Below are 18,994 nucleotides of genomic sequence, written 5' to 3'. Positions count from 1 at the left end.
TGCGACACTCATTGTTATTGTTGTGCTCTGTCGAGCCCCCCAACTATCCATCTAAGTACGCTTTGTAGTAATTCGCAAAACTACCCACGGCCCTCTACGTAGAACTACGTAGAAGCGTGCAGATCGCGTCAGCCGGGTGCTGCAGCTTTGTGTATGCTCTGCCCGCCGTTCATCCGCCACAGCGTTGCCCGCCCAGCCAGGCAGCCCGGAGTGACCCATGCAACTCAAGCACAAGATCGTCGCCCTGAGCCTGCTGCCCATGCTCCTGGCCGTGGCCGTGGTGTGCCTGCTGGTGCTGATCCAGAACCAGCGCCTGGGCAACCAGCAGGCCCAGCTGATCGAGCACAGCATCCTGGGCAGCAAGCAGGCCGAGCTCAAGCACTACGTGGAAATGGCCATGAGCACCATCGCGCCGCTTTACGACACCGGCCGCGACGACGAGGAAACCAAACGCCAGGTGCTGGCATTACTTGCGCGCATCAATTTCGGCAGCGACGGCTACTTCTTCGTCTACGACCGCAGCGGCAAGAGCCTCATGCACCCGCGCCAGGCCACACTGGTGGGCAAGGACCTGTGGAACATGACCGATCCCCACGGCCTGCTGGTGATCCAGGCACTGATCCGTAGCGCCACGCAAGGTGATGGTTTCCAGCGCTACGGCTGGCAGAAACCCTCCACCGGTCAGGTCGCTGAAAAGCTCGCCTACGTGAACATGCTCGACCGCTGGGGCTGGATGCTCGGCACCGGCATCTACCTGGAAGACGTCGACAACGCCATCGCCCAGGTTCGTCACGACGTCGGCAGCGGCATTCGCACCACCATGCTGGCCATCGCCATCGTCGCGCTGATCGCCGTGCTACTGGTGTTCGCCAGCGGCCTGACCCTCAACGTCAGCGAACACCGCCTGGCCGACCGCAAACTGCAGCAACTGACCCAGCGCATCATCACCTCCCAGGAGGAGGAGCGCTCGCGCCTGTCGCGAGAGCTGCACGATGGCATCAGCCAGTTGCTGGTATCGATCAAGTTCAAGTTCGAGCTGGCCGGCCACGAGCTGGAAGCCGGCAAGACCAGCGCCGCGCAAACCTTGCGCCAAGGCATCGAGCGCTTGGCCGGGGCGATTGGCGAAGTGCGGCGCATCTCCCACGACCTGCATCCCTCGCTACTCGACACCCTCGGCCTGGCCTCGGCGATCGGCCAGCTGGCCAGCGAGTTCGAGCAGCGCAGCGGACTGCGCGTGGCCTACGACAACAGCCTGGGCGATACCCGCCTGAGCGACGACATGAACGTGGCGCTGTTTCGCATCCTCCAGGAGGCGCTGACCAACATCGAGCGCCACGCCGGCGCCGGCCAGGTGACCATCCAGCTGACCGGCAACCCGCGGCGGGTCAACCTGCGCATCAGCGACGACGGCACGGGGTTCAGCCCACGCCAGGCCGAGCAGAGTGGCGGCATCGGCCTGCGCAACATCCGCGAGCGGGTGGAGCATTTCGGCGGCGACTTCAACATCGCCTCCACATCCGCCGGCACCGTTCTGACCGTCGCCCTGTTACTCTCCGCGGACGCGACACAATCCCGGACCGAGCCCGCATGAAGACCATCCGCATCGCCCTCGTCGACGACCATATCCTGGTGCGCGAAGGCATTCGCACCCTGCTGTCGATGGTCGACCACTTCGAGATCGCCGGGGAAGCCGGCAGTGGCAGCGAGGCGCTGGAACTGGTGGCCCGCGAACAGCCGGACATCCTCCTGATGGACATCGGCCTCAAGGACATCAACGGCCTGGAGCTGACCGGCATCATCAAGAAACGCCACCCGGCCACCAAGGTGCTGATCCTCAGCATGTACGACAATCAGGAATACGTGAGCAGCTCGCTGCGCATGGGCGCCTCGGGCTACGTGCTCAAGGAAGCGCCGTCCCAGGACATCATCTCCGCCATCGACGTGCTGGCGGTCGGCGGGCGTTTCTACAGCGGCGACGTGGCCCACAAGCTGGCCCAGGAAGAAACCGAGGAAGGCGAGCTCACACCGCGCGAACGCCAGGTGCTGCTGATGATGGCCCAGGGCCTGAACAACAAGGCCATGGCCCGCGAGCTGGCGATCAGCGTGCGCACCGTGGAAACCTACCGACTGAACATTCGCCGCAAACTGGACATCGAAAAGCCCGCCGACCTGGTCAAGCACGCCATGGAGTACGGCTGGTCGCCGCAAAACTGACAACCACGCCAGCGCGCTCGGCGACGCCGCCCCGCGCCTTGGCTATAGTGGACTAAATCATCAGAGGACAGCTTCCATGAGTGACAACCACGAACGTCGGCGCTTCCAGCGCATCGCCTTCGACGCGCCCGCCGAGATCATTCAGGGCGAGCAGAGCTGGCAAGTGGAGTTGCACGACATCTCGTTTCGCGGTGTGCTGGTGCGCAGGCCGTGGAACTGGGAGGGCGAGACCGGCCAGGATTACCTGCTGCGCATCGCCCTGGACGACAATCTGCAAGTGACCATGCAGGTCGAGCTGGTACACCGCGAAGAGCGCGTACTGGGCTTTCTCTGCCACCACATCGACCTGGATTCGATGAGCCACCTGCGGCGCCTGGTGGAACTCAACCTGGGCGACGAAGCCCTGCTCGAACGCGAGCTGACAGCGCTTTGCGAAGACGATAACTGATTCTTCGCATCCAGAGGCCTGCGACCTCACGAGACGTGGCTTCACAAAATCAGCGCGCAGCTAATTCGGGCGAGGCGTATCGTTTACACCGCCCCGCTGCGCGACGATACCGACCGAATGCATCAATTACTTAACTGTTTGTGCCTGTCGCTGCTGACGCTGCTTTGCGTTGCCTGCTCGCCGCCGCCATCAGCACCACTGGAGCAGCAAGTCTACATCTGGCAACGGCAATGGCAGCCCGTCCATCATCACGTACTGGCTCAGACCAAGGATGACTTCACCGCCTTACGCGTACTGGCCCTGCAGTTTCACCCCAAGGCTGGCTGGGCCAGAGCCTACCCCAACCTGCAGCAGTTGGTCGCCGACGGTCGGCCGGTGATGATGGTGATACGACTCGATGGACAGTTGCCACAACTGAATCAGGAGCAGATTCTCAACCAGACAAAGAGCCTGCTAGATGAATGGCAGGCCCGCGGAATCAATCTGCAAGGTGTGGAAATCGATCACGACTGCGCAAGCGCGCGCTTGCCCGCCTATACAGAGCTGCTGGCAGCACTGCGCTCCGCGTTGCCCACCGGCCTGGCACTGAGCATCACCGCCCTGCCCACCTGGCTGAATAGCCCGCACCTGAAAGCCCTGCTGCGCCAGGTCGACAGCTCGGTACTACAGGTGCACGCCATCAACGATCCACGCGACGGTTTGTTCGACCCACAGCAGGCACAACGTTGGGCCGAGGCTTATGGCAAACGCAGCGAGAAAGCCTTCATGCTGGCGCTGCCCGCCTACGGCGTCGCCATGATCGACTCCTCACGACAAGTCGAGAGCGAAGCCCCGCTGGATGTTGGCGGAAGCCGCCGTGAGCTGCTTGTCGATCCCCAGCAAGTTGCCAACCTTCTGACGACCCTGGACGAGCGCCGGCCGAAAAATCTGCACGGCATTATCTGGTTCCGCCTGCCGCTGCCAGGGGACCGTCGTGCCTGGCCGCTGGCGACTTTACAAGCGGTGCTACACAGGCAGCCCCTGAGCGCCTCGATCACCGTGGATGTGAAGCAGGCCGGCCCGCTGCGAGAGTTGACGCTGGTGAGCAATGGCAATCGCGACGTTGAGCTGCCAGTACGGATAAGCCTTCGTGGCAGCCACTGCGAAGCGGCCGACGCCATCGCAGACTATCGCCTGGAGCAGAGCGAAAATGGCCCGACTTTCCTTCGCAAGCAAACTGCACGCCTCGCTGCGGGGCAACGCCAGGCACTGGGTTGGGTACGCTGCAGCCTGTTCGAACAAGGAGCAATTCATGTATCACCCTGAGTGGCAACGCCGACTGTTCAGTGCCGGCATTGGCCTGTTGCTGCCGCTGTCCCCTGCCATCGCCTGCGGACCGGATTTCCCCTACCTGCTGCTCAATGATCGCCAGAACGCGCTGGCAAAAATGCCCGAAGGCAGCTTCGTTCAGGAAATTCGTAAACTCGGCGCCACAATCCCTGGCCTGGGTAGGGCCAGTGAAGCGACGCTCCAGCAGTACCCGGGCACCAACGACCGACTGCCGATTCAGCGAGAAGAGGTGGAAAAATCACAGCTACAGGACGGTCTCTTCGAGCGAGTTCAACAGTTGCGTGCACTCACCGAAGCGGCCCAGGTAGAAAGCCAGGGCGCCGAATTGCCAGCCGAGCTGCGCCTATACACCGCTGGCGCCGTGGCCTTCGCCCAAGGTGATCACTGGCAGGCTGCAGAACACTTCCAACGCGTACTGGCCTTGCCGGCCGAACAACGCAAGTTGCGCAGCACATGGGCGGCTTACTCTCTGGGCCGTAGCTTGGCCCTTATGAGCGGTGAGGCTAGCGACACCAATGAGCCCAACCTGCCGCGACGGGCGGCCGCGGCCTTTGAGCTGACGCGCCAGCTAGCGATCGAGGGCTTTGACGATCCGCTCGAACTGGCCTTGGCCAGCCTCGGTGAGCAGGCGCGACTGTATCTGCACGCCGGCGAATGGAGCCAAGCCATCGCGCTCTATGCCAGCCAGGCCATCCATGGTTCCGAAACCGGCACCAGTTCACTACGCGAGGTCGGCGCATCGCTCGCGGCTCTGGATGACCAGCACCTGCGGCCGCTGCTGCATCAGCAAGCGGTGCGCCAGTTGCTCAGCGCCATGTTGCTGGCTGGCATCCAACATTCGTCGCTTCCCGCAGAGCGCCTGCTGACGCTGATCCAGCAGACCGATATCCAGCAGTTGGATGATGCCGACCGCCTCGCGGCCATCGCCTACCGCGAAGGCAACTACGCCTCAACCCAGCGTTTTCTCGACCGCGCCACCGATAGCGGTCTGAACTGGTGGCTGCGCGCCAAGATGGCGCTACGCGCAGGCGACAGCGAAGCCGCCAGCCAGGCCTATGCCGAAGCGGCCAAAGGTTTTCCGGAAGACGAGAACTGGGGCTGGCGACGTAACGGCGATTGGCTGAACGAAACCCTGAAGCCCAAGTGCCGCATCGAAGGTGAGTCGGCGATTCTCGCCCTCGAGCGTGGTGACTACCTGCAGGCCTTCGAGCAGCTTTATCGCGGGGGAGATATTTACTGGCAGGACGCCGCGGCTGTGGCTGAACGCGTACTGACAACCGATGAACTCAAGGGTTACGTCGACAGCCAAGTTGCCAGCGCTCCGCAGCCTGTGGACAGCGAGCCATGGAATTACTGGGACCGTCCAACGGCAATGCGCCTGCGGGAGCTGCTAGCACGCCGCCTAATGCGCGACGGCCGTTACGACGAGGCGCGTGGCTACTTTGCCCAGGCCGAGCAACAGCAGGCCGCGGCCGACTATCAGCAAGCGCGCGAGCGGGCGCAAAGTGCCTGGACCGACATTGGCCGCGCCGAGGCCTATTTCGAGGCAGCGAGCCTCCTTCGCCGCCAAGGCATGGAACTGCTGGGCTACGAACTGGGGCCGGATAACTACGTTTATGCAGGTAACTATCCAGAACGCTACAACAGCGCTCAAATGATCTCGGATGCAGAGCCCATTGAAACTGGTGGCCTGCTATCGGCAGCCGAGGCACAGCGCTGGAACGCCACTGCTGCCGCCCCCTATCGACGCTTTCATTACCGCTGGATAGCGGCGGATCTGGCCAGCAGCGCGGCAGACCTGCTGCCGGAGCGCAGTCAGGCGTTCGCCAGCACCTTGTGTGCGGTCACCGACTGGATGATCAATGTCGATCCGCAACGTGCACAGAGCTACTACCGTCGTTATGTGGAACAAGGCGCTCTGCGCCTGCCGCCTGCTCCGGCCTTCGTGTTCGGGGTGGGCGCCTGCGAGACGCCGGATTTCCGGGCAGCCCGCAAAAGGCAATGGATCGAACGCGGACAGGCCGTCAGGCAAGTCGCATACGAACACCAAGGTGCGCTGACCGCACTCTCGATAGCCGTGGTCGGCGTCGCCATCTACTGGCGCCGCCGCGCCAAAAAAGCGGTTGCCAAGATGAAAGAGTGAGGGGCAGTGCTCACACTGCTCAGTGGCCGATGCCAAAATCGCAGCAGGCCGCATCGGCCTCGCGGCGACGGGCACGGCGCGCCTTCACCAGTTGCGGCAGCACATCGAGTAGCGGCTGACGCTTGCGCTCGACGCCCAGGCGGTCGACTGGCGAGAAACTGGCTTTGGCGATGATGTCGTAGAACAGCAGCATGATGGCGACTCCTCTGTGGGTACGCCTTCATCCTGCGACTGCCGCCCTGCCCACCCATTGACGCGGATCAATGGCCGCCAGGCGCCCCTAGCGGCAGAACGCCGCAGCTACTCGAACAGCGCGTCGAGCGCCTGCTCCAGCCGCGTCACGGCAACCACCTGAAGGCCCGACGGCGACTCTTTCGGCGCATTGCCCTTGGGCACGATGGCGCGCTTGAAGCCGTGCTTGGCTGCCTCTTTCAGGCGCTCCTGACCACTGGGCACCGGGCGGATTTCGCCGGACAGGCCCACCTCGCCGAACACCAGCAGATCGTGGGGCAGCGGCCGATTGCGCAGGCTGGAAATCACCGCGGCCATCAGCGCCAGGTCGGAGGCGGTTTCCAGCACCTTCACGCCGCCTACCACGTTCAGAAACACGTCCTGGTCATAGGTGGGGATGCCGCCGTGGCGGTGTAACACCGCGAGCAGCATGGCCAGACGGTTCTGATCCAGGCCCAGGGTCACGCGGCGCGGGTTGGCCATATGGCTGGTGTCGACCAGCGCCTGCACCTCCACCAGCATTGGCCGGGTGCCTTCCCAGGTGGCCATGACGATGCTGCCCGGCACTTCCTCCTGGGCGCGGGTGAGAAAGATCGCCGAAGGGTTGCTGACTTCCTTGAGGCCCTTGTCGGTCATGCCGAACACGCCCAGCTCGTTGATCGCGCCGAAACGGTTCTTCACCGCACGCAACAAACGCAGGCGACCATCGGGGTCGCCCTCGAAGTACAGCACGGTATCGACCATGTGCTCGAGCACCCGTGGACCGGCCAGGGCGCCCTCTTTCGTCACGTGGCCGACCAGGAAGATCGCCGTGCCGCTCTGCTTGGCAAAGCGCACCAGCAGCGCCGCACTCTCGCGCACCTGGGCGACGCCGCCGGGCGCGGACTGCAGCTGTTCGGTGAAGATGGTCTGGATCGAGTCGATCACCATCACCTTGGGCTTTTCATGGCGGGCGGTGGCGATGATGCTTTCGATGCAGGTTTCGGTCATCACCTTGAGTTTGTCTTCCGGCAGGCCCAGGCGCCGAGCGCGCATCGCCACCTGCTGCTGGGATTCCTCGCCGGTGACGTACAGCGCCGGAAAACGCTGGGCGACGTTGCACAGGGTCTGCAGCAGGATGGTCGACTTGCCGATACCCGGGTCGCCGCCGATCAGCACCACCGAGCCATCCACCAGACCGCCGCCGAGCACGCGATCGAGCTCGGCCGACGCGGTGGAAAAGCGCGCAACTTCCTCGACGCTGACTTCGGCCAGGGTCTTCAACTGCGCCTGCTGCCCGGCCCAGCCGGTTCGCCCGCTGGGAGCCGCAGCGCCGCCGGCTTCGATCATGGTTTCGGTGAGGGTGTTCCAGGCGCCGCACTCGCCGCATTGCCCGGCCCACTTGGGAAAGGTCGCGCCGCACTCGGTGCAGCCGTACAAGCGTTTGGCCTTGGCCATGGGGGTCGTCCTGCCTGATCGATCGAGGCCGAACGATACCGAACAACTGGATAAATTTACAGACCTGCGCACACGGCCTATCCCTGCCGGGCCACCCAGGTCGATAATGCGCCGCTCCCCTGCCCCGAGGCCCAGCATGTCCATCGAACTGATTCCCGCCAGCGCCGAGCAGTTGCCGCTGATCCGCAACCTGTATCAGTTCTATGCCTACGAATCGTCAGGCTGGGAGCAGGAAGACGTCGAGGTCGACGGCCGCTTCTACGTGCACGAGCCGCACCTGCAACGCTACTGGCAGGACGCCGGCTGGAGCGCCGGGCTGATTCTGGTCGACGGGTTCATTGCCGGTTTTCTGCTGCTGGAGGCCTGCGAGGACCAGCGCCTGGCCGACATGGAGTTCGCCGATCTGTTTCTGCTCAAGAAATACCGGCGCCTGGGCATTGGTCGCGCGCTGCTGCAACAGACGGTCAGCGACGGGCGTCGTTGGCTGCTGTGCTGTTATGCACAGGATGAGCTGGCGAACGCCTTTTGCCGGCAGGCGCTGAGCGAGCTGCCATTCGTGGTGCGTGAGCTGGAAGACGACGGCGCTGAACCGGGGCTGCAACGATTCGTGGTGCAGGCCTGAAGGTTGACGGGTAGCAATAAAGAACCCGGGTTACGCCTGCGGCTAACCCAGGCTACGCAAAACTCGTAGCCGGCGTTGGGCGCAGCGATACCCAGGAATCCGTCACACATCGCTGCACCCAATATCGACTGAGGCTCAGCGCTCGGTGAGCTCCTGCACGATCTTGTCCTTGAGCAGCACTCGCTCGCGGCGCAGGCGGCCCAGGGTTTCGTCATCGAAGGACTGGTTGCCGGACTCGAGTTCGACGATGCGTTTGTCCAGATCCTGGTAGCGGCCCACCAGGCCGTCGAACCCCGGATGGCTTTTGCGACGCTCGGTCAGGGCGTCGCCGAACTCACGAAATTCTTCGCGCAGATTGTGCTCGGCGGTCATGGGGCGCTCCTCTGTGTTGGGGTGATGATGCATTGACCTTAGCCCACCGCCGCCGACCCGACCGCCCGACGAGCTGCATCAGCCGCCGCAGTTATTGCCGCAATTGCAGCACCCGCCCTCGGCCTTGCGCTGCTGGCGCGCCAGATCCTCGCGCAAACCGGAACGACGCAGCTTCAGAGCCGCCAGGCTCAGCCCTTCAGGTCGCTCCAGGCCACTTTCGATACGGGCGATGCGGCGATCGACGTCATCGTGCTGCTCCACCAGCGCGGTGTAAGCAGGGTTGCTGCGCAGCAGCGAAACGGCGTTGGATTGGGCGCAATAGTCGATATGCATGGCCGAACTCCCGATAGATGAATAAGCGCACTCTAGTCGGGTGTAGCGCCCTGGCCGTTGATCCCCGTCAATGCTGGACGGCGCCCCGCAACCGCCTATCGCCGGCACCCAAAGCCTCGCCGTAGAGCTCCGTGATGGAGCGGCCCTGAATGATTGGCCGGTAATAAATTTGGACAATGCCGCCGCACGGGGGTCACAGACCTTGTGCCAGCCAAACGGCAGCACATGGCAGATCGACAGCAGTGCTTTACACTTCAGCGCACCAAATCAGATCCAGGGGGTTGCATATGAGCATCATCAACGAATTCAAGGCGTTCGCGGTCAAGGGCAACGTCGTCGACATGGCGGTCGGTATCATCATCGGCGCGGCCTTCGGCAAGATCGTCTCGTCCTTCGTCGGCGACGTGATCATGCCGCCTCTGGGGCTGCTGATCGGCGGGGTGGACTTTTCCGACCTGGCCATCACGCTCAAGGCCGCGCAAGGTGATATCCCGGCAGTGGTGCTGGCCTATGGTCGCTTTATCCAGACGGTGATCGACTTCGTGATCGTGGCATTCGCCATCTTCATGGGCGTCAAGGCGATCAACCGCCTCAAGCGTGAAGAAGCCGCGGCGCCTTCGGTACCGCCGGCGCCTAGTACCCAGGAAGTGCTGCTGACGGAAATCCGCGACCTGCTCAAGAGCGGGCAGCACAAGGAATGACCGGCACACGCCGGACATGAAAACGGCGCCCCTAGGGGCGCCGTTTTCGTTTCACTGCCGCGCCGTTACGCAGCCGACTCGCTGCCCGGCTTGAGCAGCACGCGGGTGATGCGGCGCTCCTTGACCTCGATCACCGTCAGCTCCCAGCCCAGGTACTCGACCTTGTCGCCGATCAGCGGCAGGCGGTCGAGCAGGCTCATGGCCAGGCCGGCCAGGGTCTGGTAATCGTCGGTCGGCTTGGCAGCGAAGTTCATCCGCTCGCGCAACACCGCCAGATTGACCGCACCGTTGACCCGGTAGCCACCGTCCACTTCCTCGACGTCCGGGCCATCCACTTCGCTGGCGTCCGGCAGCTCGCCGGCAATCGCTTCGAGGATGTCGGTCAGGGTCAGCAGGCCTTCGAAGCCGCCAAACTCGTTGACCACGAAGGCCACGTGGGTCGAGCCCTGGCGCATCTGCTCGAGCGAGCTGAGCACGCTGGAGCTGTCCGGCAGGTTGATCGGCGCCCGCACCAGGCTCTCGATATCCGGCTGCTGGCCCTTGAGCAATTCCTTGAACAGCTCCTTCTTGTGGATGTAGCCCAGGGGCTCGTCACGCGAATCATTGCGAGTCACCACCAGACGCGAGTGCGGCGAGTCGAGCAGCGCCTGCTGGATCTTCTCAGGCTCGTCATCGAGGTTGATGCGGTCGACTTCCATGCGATCGGTCATGACCTTCTGAATCGACATCTCGGCCATGTTCAGCACGCCGCTGATCATCACCCGCTCACGGCGGTCGAACAGCGCGGTTTCGCCCTGTTCGCCCTCGAGCATGTCGGCGATGTCCTCGCCGACTTCATCGGCCTGCACCTTGCCGCCGAGCATGCGCATCACCGCATGGGCGGTTCGGTCACGCAGGCCACGCTGGCCCTGCAGGCTGCGCTTACGGCGCGAACGAGCGACTTGGTTGAACAGCTCGATCAGGATCGAGAAGCCGATGGCGGCGTACAGGTAACCTTTCGGGATGTGGAAGCCCAGGCCTTCGGCGGTCAGGCTGAAGCCGATCATCATCAAGAAGCCCAAGCACAGCATGATTACCGTCGGGCGGGCGTTGACGAAGGCGGTCAGCGGCTTGCTGGCGACGATCATCAAGCCGATGGAGATGATCACCGCGATCATCATCACTTCCAGGTGCTCGACCATGCCGACGGCGGTGATGACCGCATCCAGCGAGAACACCGCGTCGAGCACGATGATCTGCGCGACCACCGGCCAGAACTTGGCATAGGTGCGCGCGCCGCCGGGCTGGTGCACGCGGCCTTCCAGGCGTTCGTGCAGCTCCATGGTGGCCTTGAACAGCAAGAACACACCGCCGAACAGCATGATCAGGTCACGCCCGGAGAAGGACTTGCCAAATACTTCGATCAGCGGATCGGTGAGGGTCACCAGCCACGCCATACTGGCCAGCAGGCCCAGGCGCATGATCAACGCCAGGCTCAGGCCAATCACCCGCGCGCGGTCGCGCTGATGTGGCGGCAGCTTGTCGGCAAGAATGGCGATAAACACCAGGTTGTCGATGCCCAGGACGATTTCCAAGACGATCAGGGTCAACAGGCCCAGCCAGGCCGTCGGATCAGCCATCCATTCCATTTAGTGTGTAGCTCTCTCTAGGGGAAAACGAAGACGGCCGAATGCGCCACGCATGCAAGAAGCAGGCGCGTGGAAACTCGGCTGTCGGAAAGAAGGTGCAGCTGGGTGCTGCACGTTAAGCGCACGCCGGGCGGCGTGGCCTTTGGGAAGTACCGCCCTCGTCCATAACGGCGAGGGCGATCGTCTACTGTCGCTGTCCATGAAGACCGGATAATGGGAAACAGACCACGCAATCTACTGGAGCGCGAGTCACACTGAAAGCGGCAAGTTTGTAACCGTGCTTTACATGGTGATGAGCGCGTCAGGTTGCAGGTTTACCAGTAGTTCTCCACGGCCACTTGCCCGGGCCGCCGGGTCAGGCTCAGATTCAACCCGCGGGCCTTCAGGCGCTGGCGAATGTCGTCGATCATCTGCGGGTTGCCGCAGATCATCAGGCGCGAATACTCGGGCGTGAGTTGCAGACCGGCGGCACGCTCCAGCTCGCCATTTTCGAGCAGTTCGGTGATACGCGCGTTCAGGCAACCGGGTGCCTGCTCACGAGTGACCACCGGCAGATAGGTGAGCTTGTGAGTGAATTCGGCCAGGTGCTCCAACTCGGAAAAGCCGTGGATCATCTCCTGATAGGCCAGCTCGGCCACAGTGCGCGCGCTGTACACCAGCACGATGCGTTCGAAACGCTCCCAGACCTCGAAATCCTGCAGCATGGACAGAAAAGGCGCGATACCGGTGCCGCTGCCCAGCAGCCACAGGTCGCGGCCATCGACGAAGCGATCCAGGGTCAGGTAACCGGTGGCCATCTTCTCCACCAACAGCGTGTCGCCGACACGTAGACGGCTCAGTTCGCTGGTGAACTCGCCGCCGGGCACCACGATGGAAAAGAACTCCAGGTGCTCGTCATGGGGCGCGGAGACCAGCGAATAGGCGCGCCAGACCACCGAGCCATCGGCCTTCTCCACACCCAGGCGCACGAACTGCCCGGCGCGAAAGCGAAACCCGGCATCACGGGTGGTACGCAGAGTGAACAGCGTGGGCGTGAGGGTCTGTACGTCGAGAAGGGTCTGGCGGGTGAATTTGTCTTCGCTACTCATCGGCGGCTCCAGCAAGGCTCATGGGCCTAGTGTGGCGCAAAGCGGCAGCTGGAAACACCGGTAAAGATCAGGGGAAAACGCGCAGCTCACCGGTGGAGGCGCCGACCTCGGCGCGATGGGATGGTGGCCAGTCAGCAGAACCTGCGGTGCACCTGCCTTTCACCGCGGGTCGCGGTTCCCACAGTTCGGTAGCCCGGGTCGAGCGCAGCGACACCCGGGAAAACACCGCCGCCTACCGCCCATAAGAAAGCCGACCCTGAGGTCGGCTTTCTCGTCGCAGCGAAACGGGCGCTTACAGCGCGTCGCGGCTGCTGGCACCGTCCACCAGACGGGCGATGCCCAGCGGGTTGGCGTTCTTCAGGGCGTCGGGCAGCAAGGCGTCCGGGCAGTTCTGGTAGCACACCGGGCGCAGGAAACGGTCGATGGCCAGGGTGCCGACCGAGGTGCCGCGGGCGTCGGACGTCGCCGGGTACGGGCCGCCATGCACCATGGCATCACAGACTTCCACGCCGGTCGGGTAGCCGTTGAACAGTACGCGGCCGACCTTCTGTTCGAACAGCGCGAGCAGTTCCTCGCTGCCGGCCAGGTCGCCCGGTTCGGTGATCAGCGTGGCGGTCAGCTGACCGTGCAACCCCTCGATGGCCTTTAGCAGCTCGCCCTTGTCAGCCACTTCGACGACGATGGTGGTCGGCCCGAAGACTTCTTCCTGCAGGCGCTCGTCACCATCGAGCAACAGGCTGACATCGGCCTTGAACAGTTGCGGGCGCGCCTGCTTGCCTTCCTGCGCGGCACCAGCCAGTTGAGTGATACCCGGGTGTGCGGAGAGCGCAGCGATGCCTTTGCCATAGCCCTCCAGGCCGCCGGCATTGAGCAGCGTCTGCGGCGGCTGCTCGGCCATCTTGGCGGTCAGGCTGTGCAGGAAGGTGCTGAACTCCGGCGAGCGAATACCAAGCACCAGGCCAGGGTTGGTGCAGAACTGCCCAGCGCCGAGCACCACCGATGCGGCCAACTCGCCGGCAACCTTCTCGCCACGAGCCTTGAGGGCTTCGGGCAGGAGGATGACCGGGTTGATGCTGCTCATCTCGGCGAACACCGGGATGGGCTGTGGGCGCGCCGCGGCCATGTCGCACAGGGCACGACCGCCACGCAGCGAACCGGTGAAGCCGACCGCCTGAATGGCCGGGTGCTTGACCAGTGCGGCGCCGACGATGCCGCCGTAGATCATGCTGAACACGCCTTTGGGCATGCCGGTTTTCTCCGCTGCGCGCAGCAGCGCCGCGCCCACCAGGGCGGTGGTGGTCATGTGACCGGGGTGGGCCTTGAACACCACCGGGCAGCCGGCAGCCAGGGCCGACGCGGTGTCCCCCCCCGCCGTCGAGAACGCCAGCGGAAAGTTGCTGGCGCCGAACACGGCGACCGGGCCGAGGCCGATGCGGTACTGGCGCAGATCCGGGCGCGGCAGCGGCTGGCGATCCGGCAGGGCGCGGTCGATGCGCGCGCCGAGGAAATCGCCGCGGCGCAGCACCTGGGCGAACAGGCGCATCTGCCCGCTGGTACGCCCGCGCTCGCCCTGGATACGCCCGGCCGGCAGCGCGGTTTCCCGGCAGACGACGGCGATGAAGTCCTCGCCCAGGGCGTCCAGCTCGTCGGCGATGGCATCGAGAAACTCGGCGCGCCGGGTCGCCGGCAGGCTGCGATAAGCCGGGTAGGCGGCAGCGGCGGCGTGGGCAGCGGCATCGACTTCCTCGGCCGTGGCCTCGACGAAGTCGTGGGGCAGCGCTTCGCCCGTGGTGGCATCGACGCTCTGCAGCTTCACACTGCCGCGGGCACTGTAGGCGCCGCCGATGATGTTGTGGCCGTTTACGGACATGAATATTTCCTCCTGGTCAGAACCAAGCGGGGCCAAAACTGGCCCCGGCATGGATAAAGGTGGATGGTTCAAAGGGCAGTGACGCCACCCGGCTCGAGCGGCTCATCGGCCGCCACCAGCCCGTTGCGCAAGGGCGCACCGAACTCGCTCATCTCGATCTCGAAGGTGTCACCGGGCTGCGCCCGGATACCGTCGGCATAGGACAGCGTAGCGGTTCCGAAGTAATGCACGTGCACATCGCCCGGGCGCAGGAACTGCTGGTACTTGAAGTGGTGGAACTCCAGGTTCTCCAGGCTGTGGCACATGTTCTCCTCGCCGCTGAGAAACTCCTTCTCCCAGATCACCTCGCCACCCCGATGAATGCGGCTGGTGCCGGCCAGGTGCGCCGGCAGCTCGCCGACGCGCAGCTCCGGCCCGTAGGCGCAGGCGCGCAGCTTGGAATGCGCCAGGTACAGGTAGCTGCGACGCTCCAGCACGTGGTCGGAAAATTCATTGCCCAGGGCATAGCCGAGACGATACGGCTTGCCGTCGTCACCGATCACGTACAGGCCGACCAGCTCGGGCTCCTCGCCGCCGTCTTCGGCGAACACTGGCACCGGCAGTTCGGCGCCAGGGCGCACGACGATGCTGCCATCGCCCTTGTAGAACCACTCCGGTTGCGCGCCTACCTTGCCGGCACCCGGCTTGCCGCCCTCCAGGCCCCAGCGGAACATGCGCATGGTGTCGGTCAGCGCGGCTTCGTCCTGGCCTTTCTGCTGGTGCATCTTGTCACGGGTCGAGGCGCTGCCAAGGTGCGTCAGGCCGGTGCCGCTGATCAGGCAATGGGCCGAATCTTCATGATCCAGCGGCGGCAGGATGCGCCCACCCTGCTGCAGTTCGGCGTAGGCCGGGCCGGCGTCGCTGCCGCGGCTCTCGACTTCGCCCTGCAGGCTGCGCCCGGCGCGGATCGCCGCCAGCGCCAATTCGCGGGTGCTGGCCACGCCACGCACGGTACGGATGGCATCGCCTTCGACAACGCCGACCTGGCGCTGGCCGCCGGTGGATTCGAACTGGATCAATCGCATGGCTTATCTCTCTTGTCAGTCTTGCCCGAACGGGTACAGGGCAGACTTTACGAACTGCGCGCCAGCCTGCCTAATGACAGGCTCTGATCAAGCAATAACCGATGGTTATCACCATGCTCGCTTCCCTGCCCGCCCTGGTTTCCCGACTGCGCCTGAAACAGCTGCGCCTGCTGATCGCCCTCGACGAACAGGGCTCGCTGCACAAGGCCGCCGACGCCGTGGCGATCAGCCAGCCAGGCGCGACCAAGGCGCTCAACGAAATCGAATCGGCATTCGGCACGCGGCTGTTCACCCGTACCAGCCAGGGCCTGGAAGCCAACGACCTGGGGCGCTGCGCGATTCGCTATGCGCGGCTTATCCACAGCGACCTGGCGCACCTGCGCGAAGAAATGCTCGGCATTCTCCAGGGCCAGGGCGGCCGCCTGGTGGTGGGCGTGATCATGGGTGCGGTGCCGCATCTGACCCGCGCGCTGTCACGCCTGCGCGCGCGCCAACCGGAGCTGTCGGTGGAGATCGTCGAGGACACCAGTGCGCGGCTGCTCAGCCTGATCGACCAGGGCCGCGTGGACCTGGCGATCTGCCGCACCAGCGTGAGCCGCCGGCCGGACGATTACGACTGCCTGAGCCTGCATGACGAACAGCTGAAAGTGGTGGCCAGCCCCGCCCACCCGCTGGCCAGCACGCCGGGCCTGAGCCTGGCGCAACTGGCGGCCTACAGCTGGGTAGTGTTTCCGGCGAACATGCCGATGCGCCTGGTGCTGGAGCGGGCGTTCAGCGACGCCGAGCTGGAGTTTCCTCGCTACCCGCTGGAAACCGCGTCGACCTTCGCCACCCTGATGCTGCTGCAGGAAGACCCGAACCTGGTGGCGCTGATGCCACGGGAGACTGCCCAGTCAGCGGCGCGCGCCGGCCAGCTGGCGTGCCTGGAGCTGGCCCAGGTGCTGCGCAGCGAGCCCTATGGGGTGATCAGCCGACGCGGCTCGCCGCTATCGGCGCCGGCGCGTCTGTTGCTCGAAGAGCTGCGTGACGAGCCAGCAGAGGTGCTCAGCGGCGGTTGACCGTCTGCGCTGCACGCAGCACGTCAGCACCGATCTCCGCCTCGAAGCGCTGCCACACCGGGCGCATCGCTTCGCGCCAGGCATCGCGCTGCTCGGGCGTCAGGGTGATGATCTGCGCACGGCCGGCGGCGACCAGTTGCTCGCGGCTCTTGCGGTTCAGCTCCTCGGCGTCCTGATTCACCTTGAAGCTGACCTCTTCGATGATCGCTTCCAGCTGGGTGCGCACCTGATAGGGAATGCTGATCCAGAACTTGGAGTTGCTGATCAGCATGTAGTTGAGCGAACCGTGGTTGGTTTCGGTGATGAACGGCTGAACGCTGTCGAGCTTCTGGCTGGCCAGGTTCGACCAGGGGTTTTCCGCGCCCTGCACGGTGCCCTTCTGCAGTGCCGCCAGGGTTTCGCTAAAGGCCAGCTTGCTGGTGCTGGCACCGATCTGGGCGAACTGCGCTTCCAGTACCGGCGACGGCTGGATGCGGAAATTCAGGCCCTTGGCATCGGCCGGCGCCTTCAACGCACGGGTGGCGGAAAGCTGCTTCATGCCGTTGTTCCAGTAGGCCAGACCGTAGATGTCCTGGTTGGCCATGGAGCGCAGCAGCTCGCGGCTCTTCTCGCGCTTCTGGAAGCGTTTCACCGCTTCCAGGTCATCGAACAGGAACGGCAGGTCGAACACCTGCAGTTGCTTGGTGTAGGCATCGAACTTGGACAGCGACGGCGCCAGCAACTGTACCTTGCCGTCACGCAGCGCCTGCAGCTCGTCATCGTCACCGAACAGCGTGGAGTTGGGGTACACCTCGACCTTCACCTTGTCGCCGAGGCGCTGCTCCACCAGCTCCTTGAACAGCTGCGCACCGCGGCCCTTCGGGGTGTCTTCGGCAACCACGTGGGAAAATTTGATGACGATGGGCTCGGCGGCGAAGGCCGGCGTGCAGATCAGCAGCGCTGCTGACAGGACGGTGGTAACAACGGACTTGAACATGCAGATACCTTGGCAATGGCAGCACGGCAGGCGCACGGGGCACCCACCTGAAAAAAGGGACTCATCTGGATTGGCCTCGGCGAGGCGCTGGCGACGCGTTGTCGGCTGGGCCCGCAGCGGGTGCGGAAGGGCCGACTATTATTGGAGGGGCTGCGGATATGACCGGTGGGTTGGCAAATGACCGGCAGGGCAGCGGCCGCGATTCTTCGCGATTGGCACCTGCCGAACAAGCCGCAAATACGCCAACTGCCGCACAACCTGAAGATTTCCCGTGGCAGAATGCGCCCCGCCACGCCCACCACGAGATCAGCATGTCGTCGTCCTTCGTCACCCCGTTCGCCACCCTCGACCTGCAGCGCCAGCCCGAGCAACCCGGCATGCCGCTGCAGGCCTTCGATGCCGCCGATGCCTATCTGCTCGAACAGGTGCAGGCCCTACCGGCCGACGCACGCGTGCTACTGCTCAACGACAGTTTCGGCGCCCTGGCCTGCGCCCTCGCCGGCCGCGCCCGGGTAACCAGCAGCGGCGACTCGCACCTCGGCCACCTGGCGCTGCGCCTCAACCTGGCGCGCAATGGTCTCGCCGAAGACGCGGTGACCTTCATCCCGGCCAGCGAGACGGCGCATGGGCCGTTCGACCTGGTGTTGATCCGCATCCCGAAAACCCTGGCGCTGCTGGAAGAACAACTGATCCGCCTGCACGGCCAGCTCGCGCCTGGCGCCCAGGTGATCGCCGGCGCGATGATCAAGCACCTGCCCCGCGCTGCCGGCGACCTGCTGGAGAAGTACATAGGCCCGGTGCAGGCTTCGCTGGCGGTGAAAAAGGCCCGTTTGCTGCACGCCACGCCCGAAGCCAAGCCGGCAGCGCAGTCGCCCTATCCGACCCGCTACCGTCTCGACAAACCGGCGCTGGAACTCGGCAACCACGCCAACCTGTTCTGCCGCGAAGGCCTGGACATCGGCACCCGCGCCTTCCTGCCGCACCTGCCGCGCCACCTGGACGACCGCCGTGTGGCCGACCTGGGCTGCGGCAACGGCGTTCTGGGCATCGTCTACGCCCTCGGCAGCCCGCAGGCCGAGCTGACCTTGGTGGATGAGTCCTACATGGCCGTAAAGTCCGCCCGCGAAAACTGGCAGGCCGCGCTGGGCGAGCGTCCGGTGGCCGTGCGCGCGGGCGACGGCCTGGCCGAGCAGCCTGCCGACTCGCTGGATCTGGTGCTGTGCAACCCGCCCTTCCACCAGCAGCAGGTGGTCGGCGACTTTCTCGCCTGGCGCATGTTTCAGCAGGCGCGCAGCGCGCTGGTCACCGGCGGCGAACTGTGGATCGTCGGCAACCGCCACCTGGGTTACCACGCCAAGCTGGCGCGGCTGTTCCGCGGCGTCGAGCAGGTGGCGGCCACGCCGAAGTTCGTGGTGCTGAAGGCGACCAAGTAATCCAGATGAACCCGGGTGTCGCTTCGCTCGACCCGGGCTACCAGAGC

At 64.5% G+C, this 18,994-nt stretch carries 18 protein-coding genes; 9 read left to right on the top strand and 9 right to left on the bottom strand.

Going from position 1 to position 18,994, the window contains the following annotated elements; translation table 11 throughout:
• The first annotated feature begins 217 nt into the window (after positions 1 to 217).
• From BVH06_RS09190 to BVH06_RS09170, 5 genes are all read left to right on the top strand, one after another.
• Positions 218 to 1,591 (top strand): cache domain-containing protein, encoded by a 1,374-nt coding sequence (locus BVH06_RS09190; protein ID WP_075933849.1) that lies wholly within the window; start codon positions 218 to 220, stop codon positions 1,589 to 1,591.
• The gene (locus BVH06_RS09185; RefSeq protein WP_075932249.1) at positions 1,588 to 2,214 is read left to right on the top strand and encodes a response regulator transcription factor; all 627 of its coding nucleotides are present in this window, start codon (positions 1,588 to 1,590) and stop codon (positions 2,212 to 2,214) included. Before BVH06_RS09190 ends, BVH06_RS09185 begins: the two co-directional genes overlap by 4 nt.
• 76 nt (positions 2,215 to 2,290) lie before the next feature.
• On the top strand, positions 2,291 to 2,662 hold the full coding sequence (locus tag BVH06_RS09180) for a PilZ domain-containing protein (protein WP_075932250.1): 372 nt from the start codon (positions 2,291 to 2,293) through the stop codon (positions 2,660 to 2,662).
• Between the two features lie 117 nt (positions 2,663 to 2,779).
• Entirely contained in the window at positions 2,780 to 3,967 is a 1,188-nt protein-coding gene (locus tag BVH06_RS09175; RefSeq protein ID WP_075933848.1) for a DUF3142 domain-containing protein, read from the top strand.
• Between the two features lie 37 nt (positions 3,968 to 4,004).
• Positions 4,005 to 6,134 carry a hypothetical protein gene (locus tag BVH06_RS09170; RefSeq protein WP_256575154.1) on the top strand — a complete coding sequence of 710 codons (2,130 nt, stop codon included), beginning with the start codon at positions 4,005 to 4,007 and terminating at the stop codon, positions 6,132 to 6,134.
• Positions 6,135 to 6,153: 19 nt separating this feature from the next.
• Here the strand turns inward: BVH06_RS09170 and BVH06_RS25710 are convergent, their stop codons facing one another.
• Positions 6,154 to 6,327, bottom strand: a complete 174-nt coding sequence (locus tag BVH06_RS25710) for a hypothetical protein (RefSeq protein WP_168172898.1) — start codon at positions 6,325 to 6,327, stop codon at positions 6,154 to 6,156.
• A 107-nt stretch (positions 6,328 to 6,434) separates the two neighbouring features.
• On the bottom strand, positions 6,435 to 7,802 hold the full coding sequence (gene radA, locus BVH06_RS09165; RefSeq protein WP_075932252.1) for a DNA repair protein RadA: 1,368 nt from the start codon (positions 7,800 to 7,802) through the stop codon (positions 6,435 to 6,437).
• A gap of 136 nt (positions 7,803 to 7,938) precedes the next feature.
• On the opposite strand from radA, the gene BVH06_RS09160 reads away from it, so the two are divergent.
• Positions 7,939 to 8,424 (top strand): GNAT family N-acetyltransferase, encoded by a 486-nt coding sequence (locus BVH06_RS09160; RefSeq protein ID WP_075932253.1) that lies wholly within the window; start codon positions 7,939 to 7,941, stop codon positions 8,422 to 8,424.
• 135 nt (positions 8,425 to 8,559) lie between these two features.
• Here the strand turns inward: BVH06_RS09160 and BVH06_RS09155 are convergent, their stop codons facing one another.
• Positions 8,560 to 8,796, bottom strand: coding sequence for a YdcH family protein (locus tag BVH06_RS09155; RefSeq protein ID WP_075932254.1), 237 nt, complete (start codon positions 8,794 to 8,796; stop codon positions 8,560 to 8,562).
• A gap of 78 nt (positions 8,797 to 8,874) precedes the next feature.
• A complete protein-coding gene (locus tag BVH06_RS09150) occupies positions 8,875 to 9,129 on the bottom strand; it encodes a DUF465 domain-containing protein (protein WP_075932255.1) in 255 nt (84 codons plus the stop codon).
• 287 nt (positions 9,130 to 9,416) lie between these two features.
• On the opposite strand from BVH06_RS09150, the gene mscL reads away from it, so the two are divergent.
• Positions 9,417 to 9,830 carry a large-conductance mechanosensitive channel protein MscL gene (gene mscL / locus BVH06_RS09145; RefSeq protein WP_075932256.1) on the top strand — a complete coding sequence of 138 codons (414 nt, stop codon included), beginning with the start codon at positions 9,417 to 9,419 and terminating at the stop codon, positions 9,828 to 9,830.
• A 65-nt stretch (positions 9,831 to 9,895) separates the two neighbouring features.
• Here mscL and BVH06_RS09140 read toward each other — a convergent pair whose 3' ends face one another.
• The 4 genes from BVH06_RS09140 to araD1 all read right to left on the bottom strand — a co-directional run bounded on the left by BVH06_RS09140 (position 9,896) and on the right by araD1 (position 15,480).
• Positions 9,896 to 11,458, bottom strand: a complete 1,563-nt coding sequence (locus BVH06_RS09140) for a TerC family protein (protein WP_075932257.1) — start codon at positions 11,456 to 11,458, stop codon at positions 9,896 to 9,898.
• A gap of 314 nt (positions 11,459 to 11,772) precedes the next feature.
• A complete protein-coding gene (locus tag BVH06_RS09135; RefSeq protein ID WP_075933847.1) occupies positions 11,773 to 12,546 on the bottom strand; it encodes a ferredoxin--NADP reductase in 774 nt (257 codons plus the stop codon).
• A 292-nt stretch (positions 12,547 to 12,838) separates the two neighbouring features.
• Positions 12,839 to 14,416: an aldehyde dehydrogenase (NADP(+)) gene (locus tag BVH06_RS09130; protein ID WP_075933846.1), complete on the bottom strand. Its 1,578-nt coding sequence runs from the start codon at positions 14,414 to 14,416 to the stop codon at positions 12,839 to 12,841.
• Between the two features lie 68 nt (positions 14,417 to 14,484).
• On the bottom strand, positions 14,485 to 15,480 hold the full coding sequence (araD1, locus tag BVH06_RS09125) for an AraD1 family protein (RefSeq protein WP_075933845.1): 996 nt from the start codon (positions 15,478 to 15,480) through the stop codon (positions 14,485 to 14,487).
• A 113-nt stretch (positions 15,481 to 15,593) separates the two neighbouring features.
• On the opposite strand from araD1, the gene BVH06_RS09120 reads away from it, so the two are divergent.
• A complete protein-coding gene (locus BVH06_RS09120) occupies positions 15,594 to 16,538 on the top strand; it encodes a LysR family transcriptional regulator (RefSeq protein ID WP_075933883.1) in 945 nt (314 codons plus the stop codon).
• On the opposite strand, the gene BVH06_RS09115 is transcribed toward BVH06_RS09120, so the two are convergent.
• Positions 16,525 to 17,514: a TRAP transporter substrate-binding protein gene (locus BVH06_RS09115; protein ID WP_075933844.1), complete on the bottom strand. Its 990-nt coding sequence runs from the start codon at positions 17,512 to 17,514 to the stop codon at positions 16,525 to 16,527. The two genes, BVH06_RS09120 and BVH06_RS09115, sit on opposite strands and share 14 nt — an antisense overlap.
• 311 nt (positions 17,515 to 17,825) lie before the next feature.
• Between BVH06_RS09115 and BVH06_RS09110 the strand changes: the two genes are divergently transcribed.
• Positions 17,826 to 18,947: a class I SAM-dependent methyltransferase gene (locus tag BVH06_RS09110; protein ID WP_075933843.1), complete on the top strand. Its 1,122-nt coding sequence runs from the start codon at positions 17,826 to 17,828 to the stop codon at positions 18,945 to 18,947.
• Positions 18,948 to 18,994 lie beyond the last annotated feature (47 nt).

Origin of the sequence: Pseudomonas sp. PA27(2017) (assembly GCF_001945445.1) — a bacterium.
Taxonomy (GTDB): Bacteria; Pseudomonadota; Gammaproteobacteria; order Pseudomonadales; family Pseudomonadaceae; genus Aquipseudomonas.
This window is presented reverse-complemented; position numbering and strand designations above follow the sequence as displayed.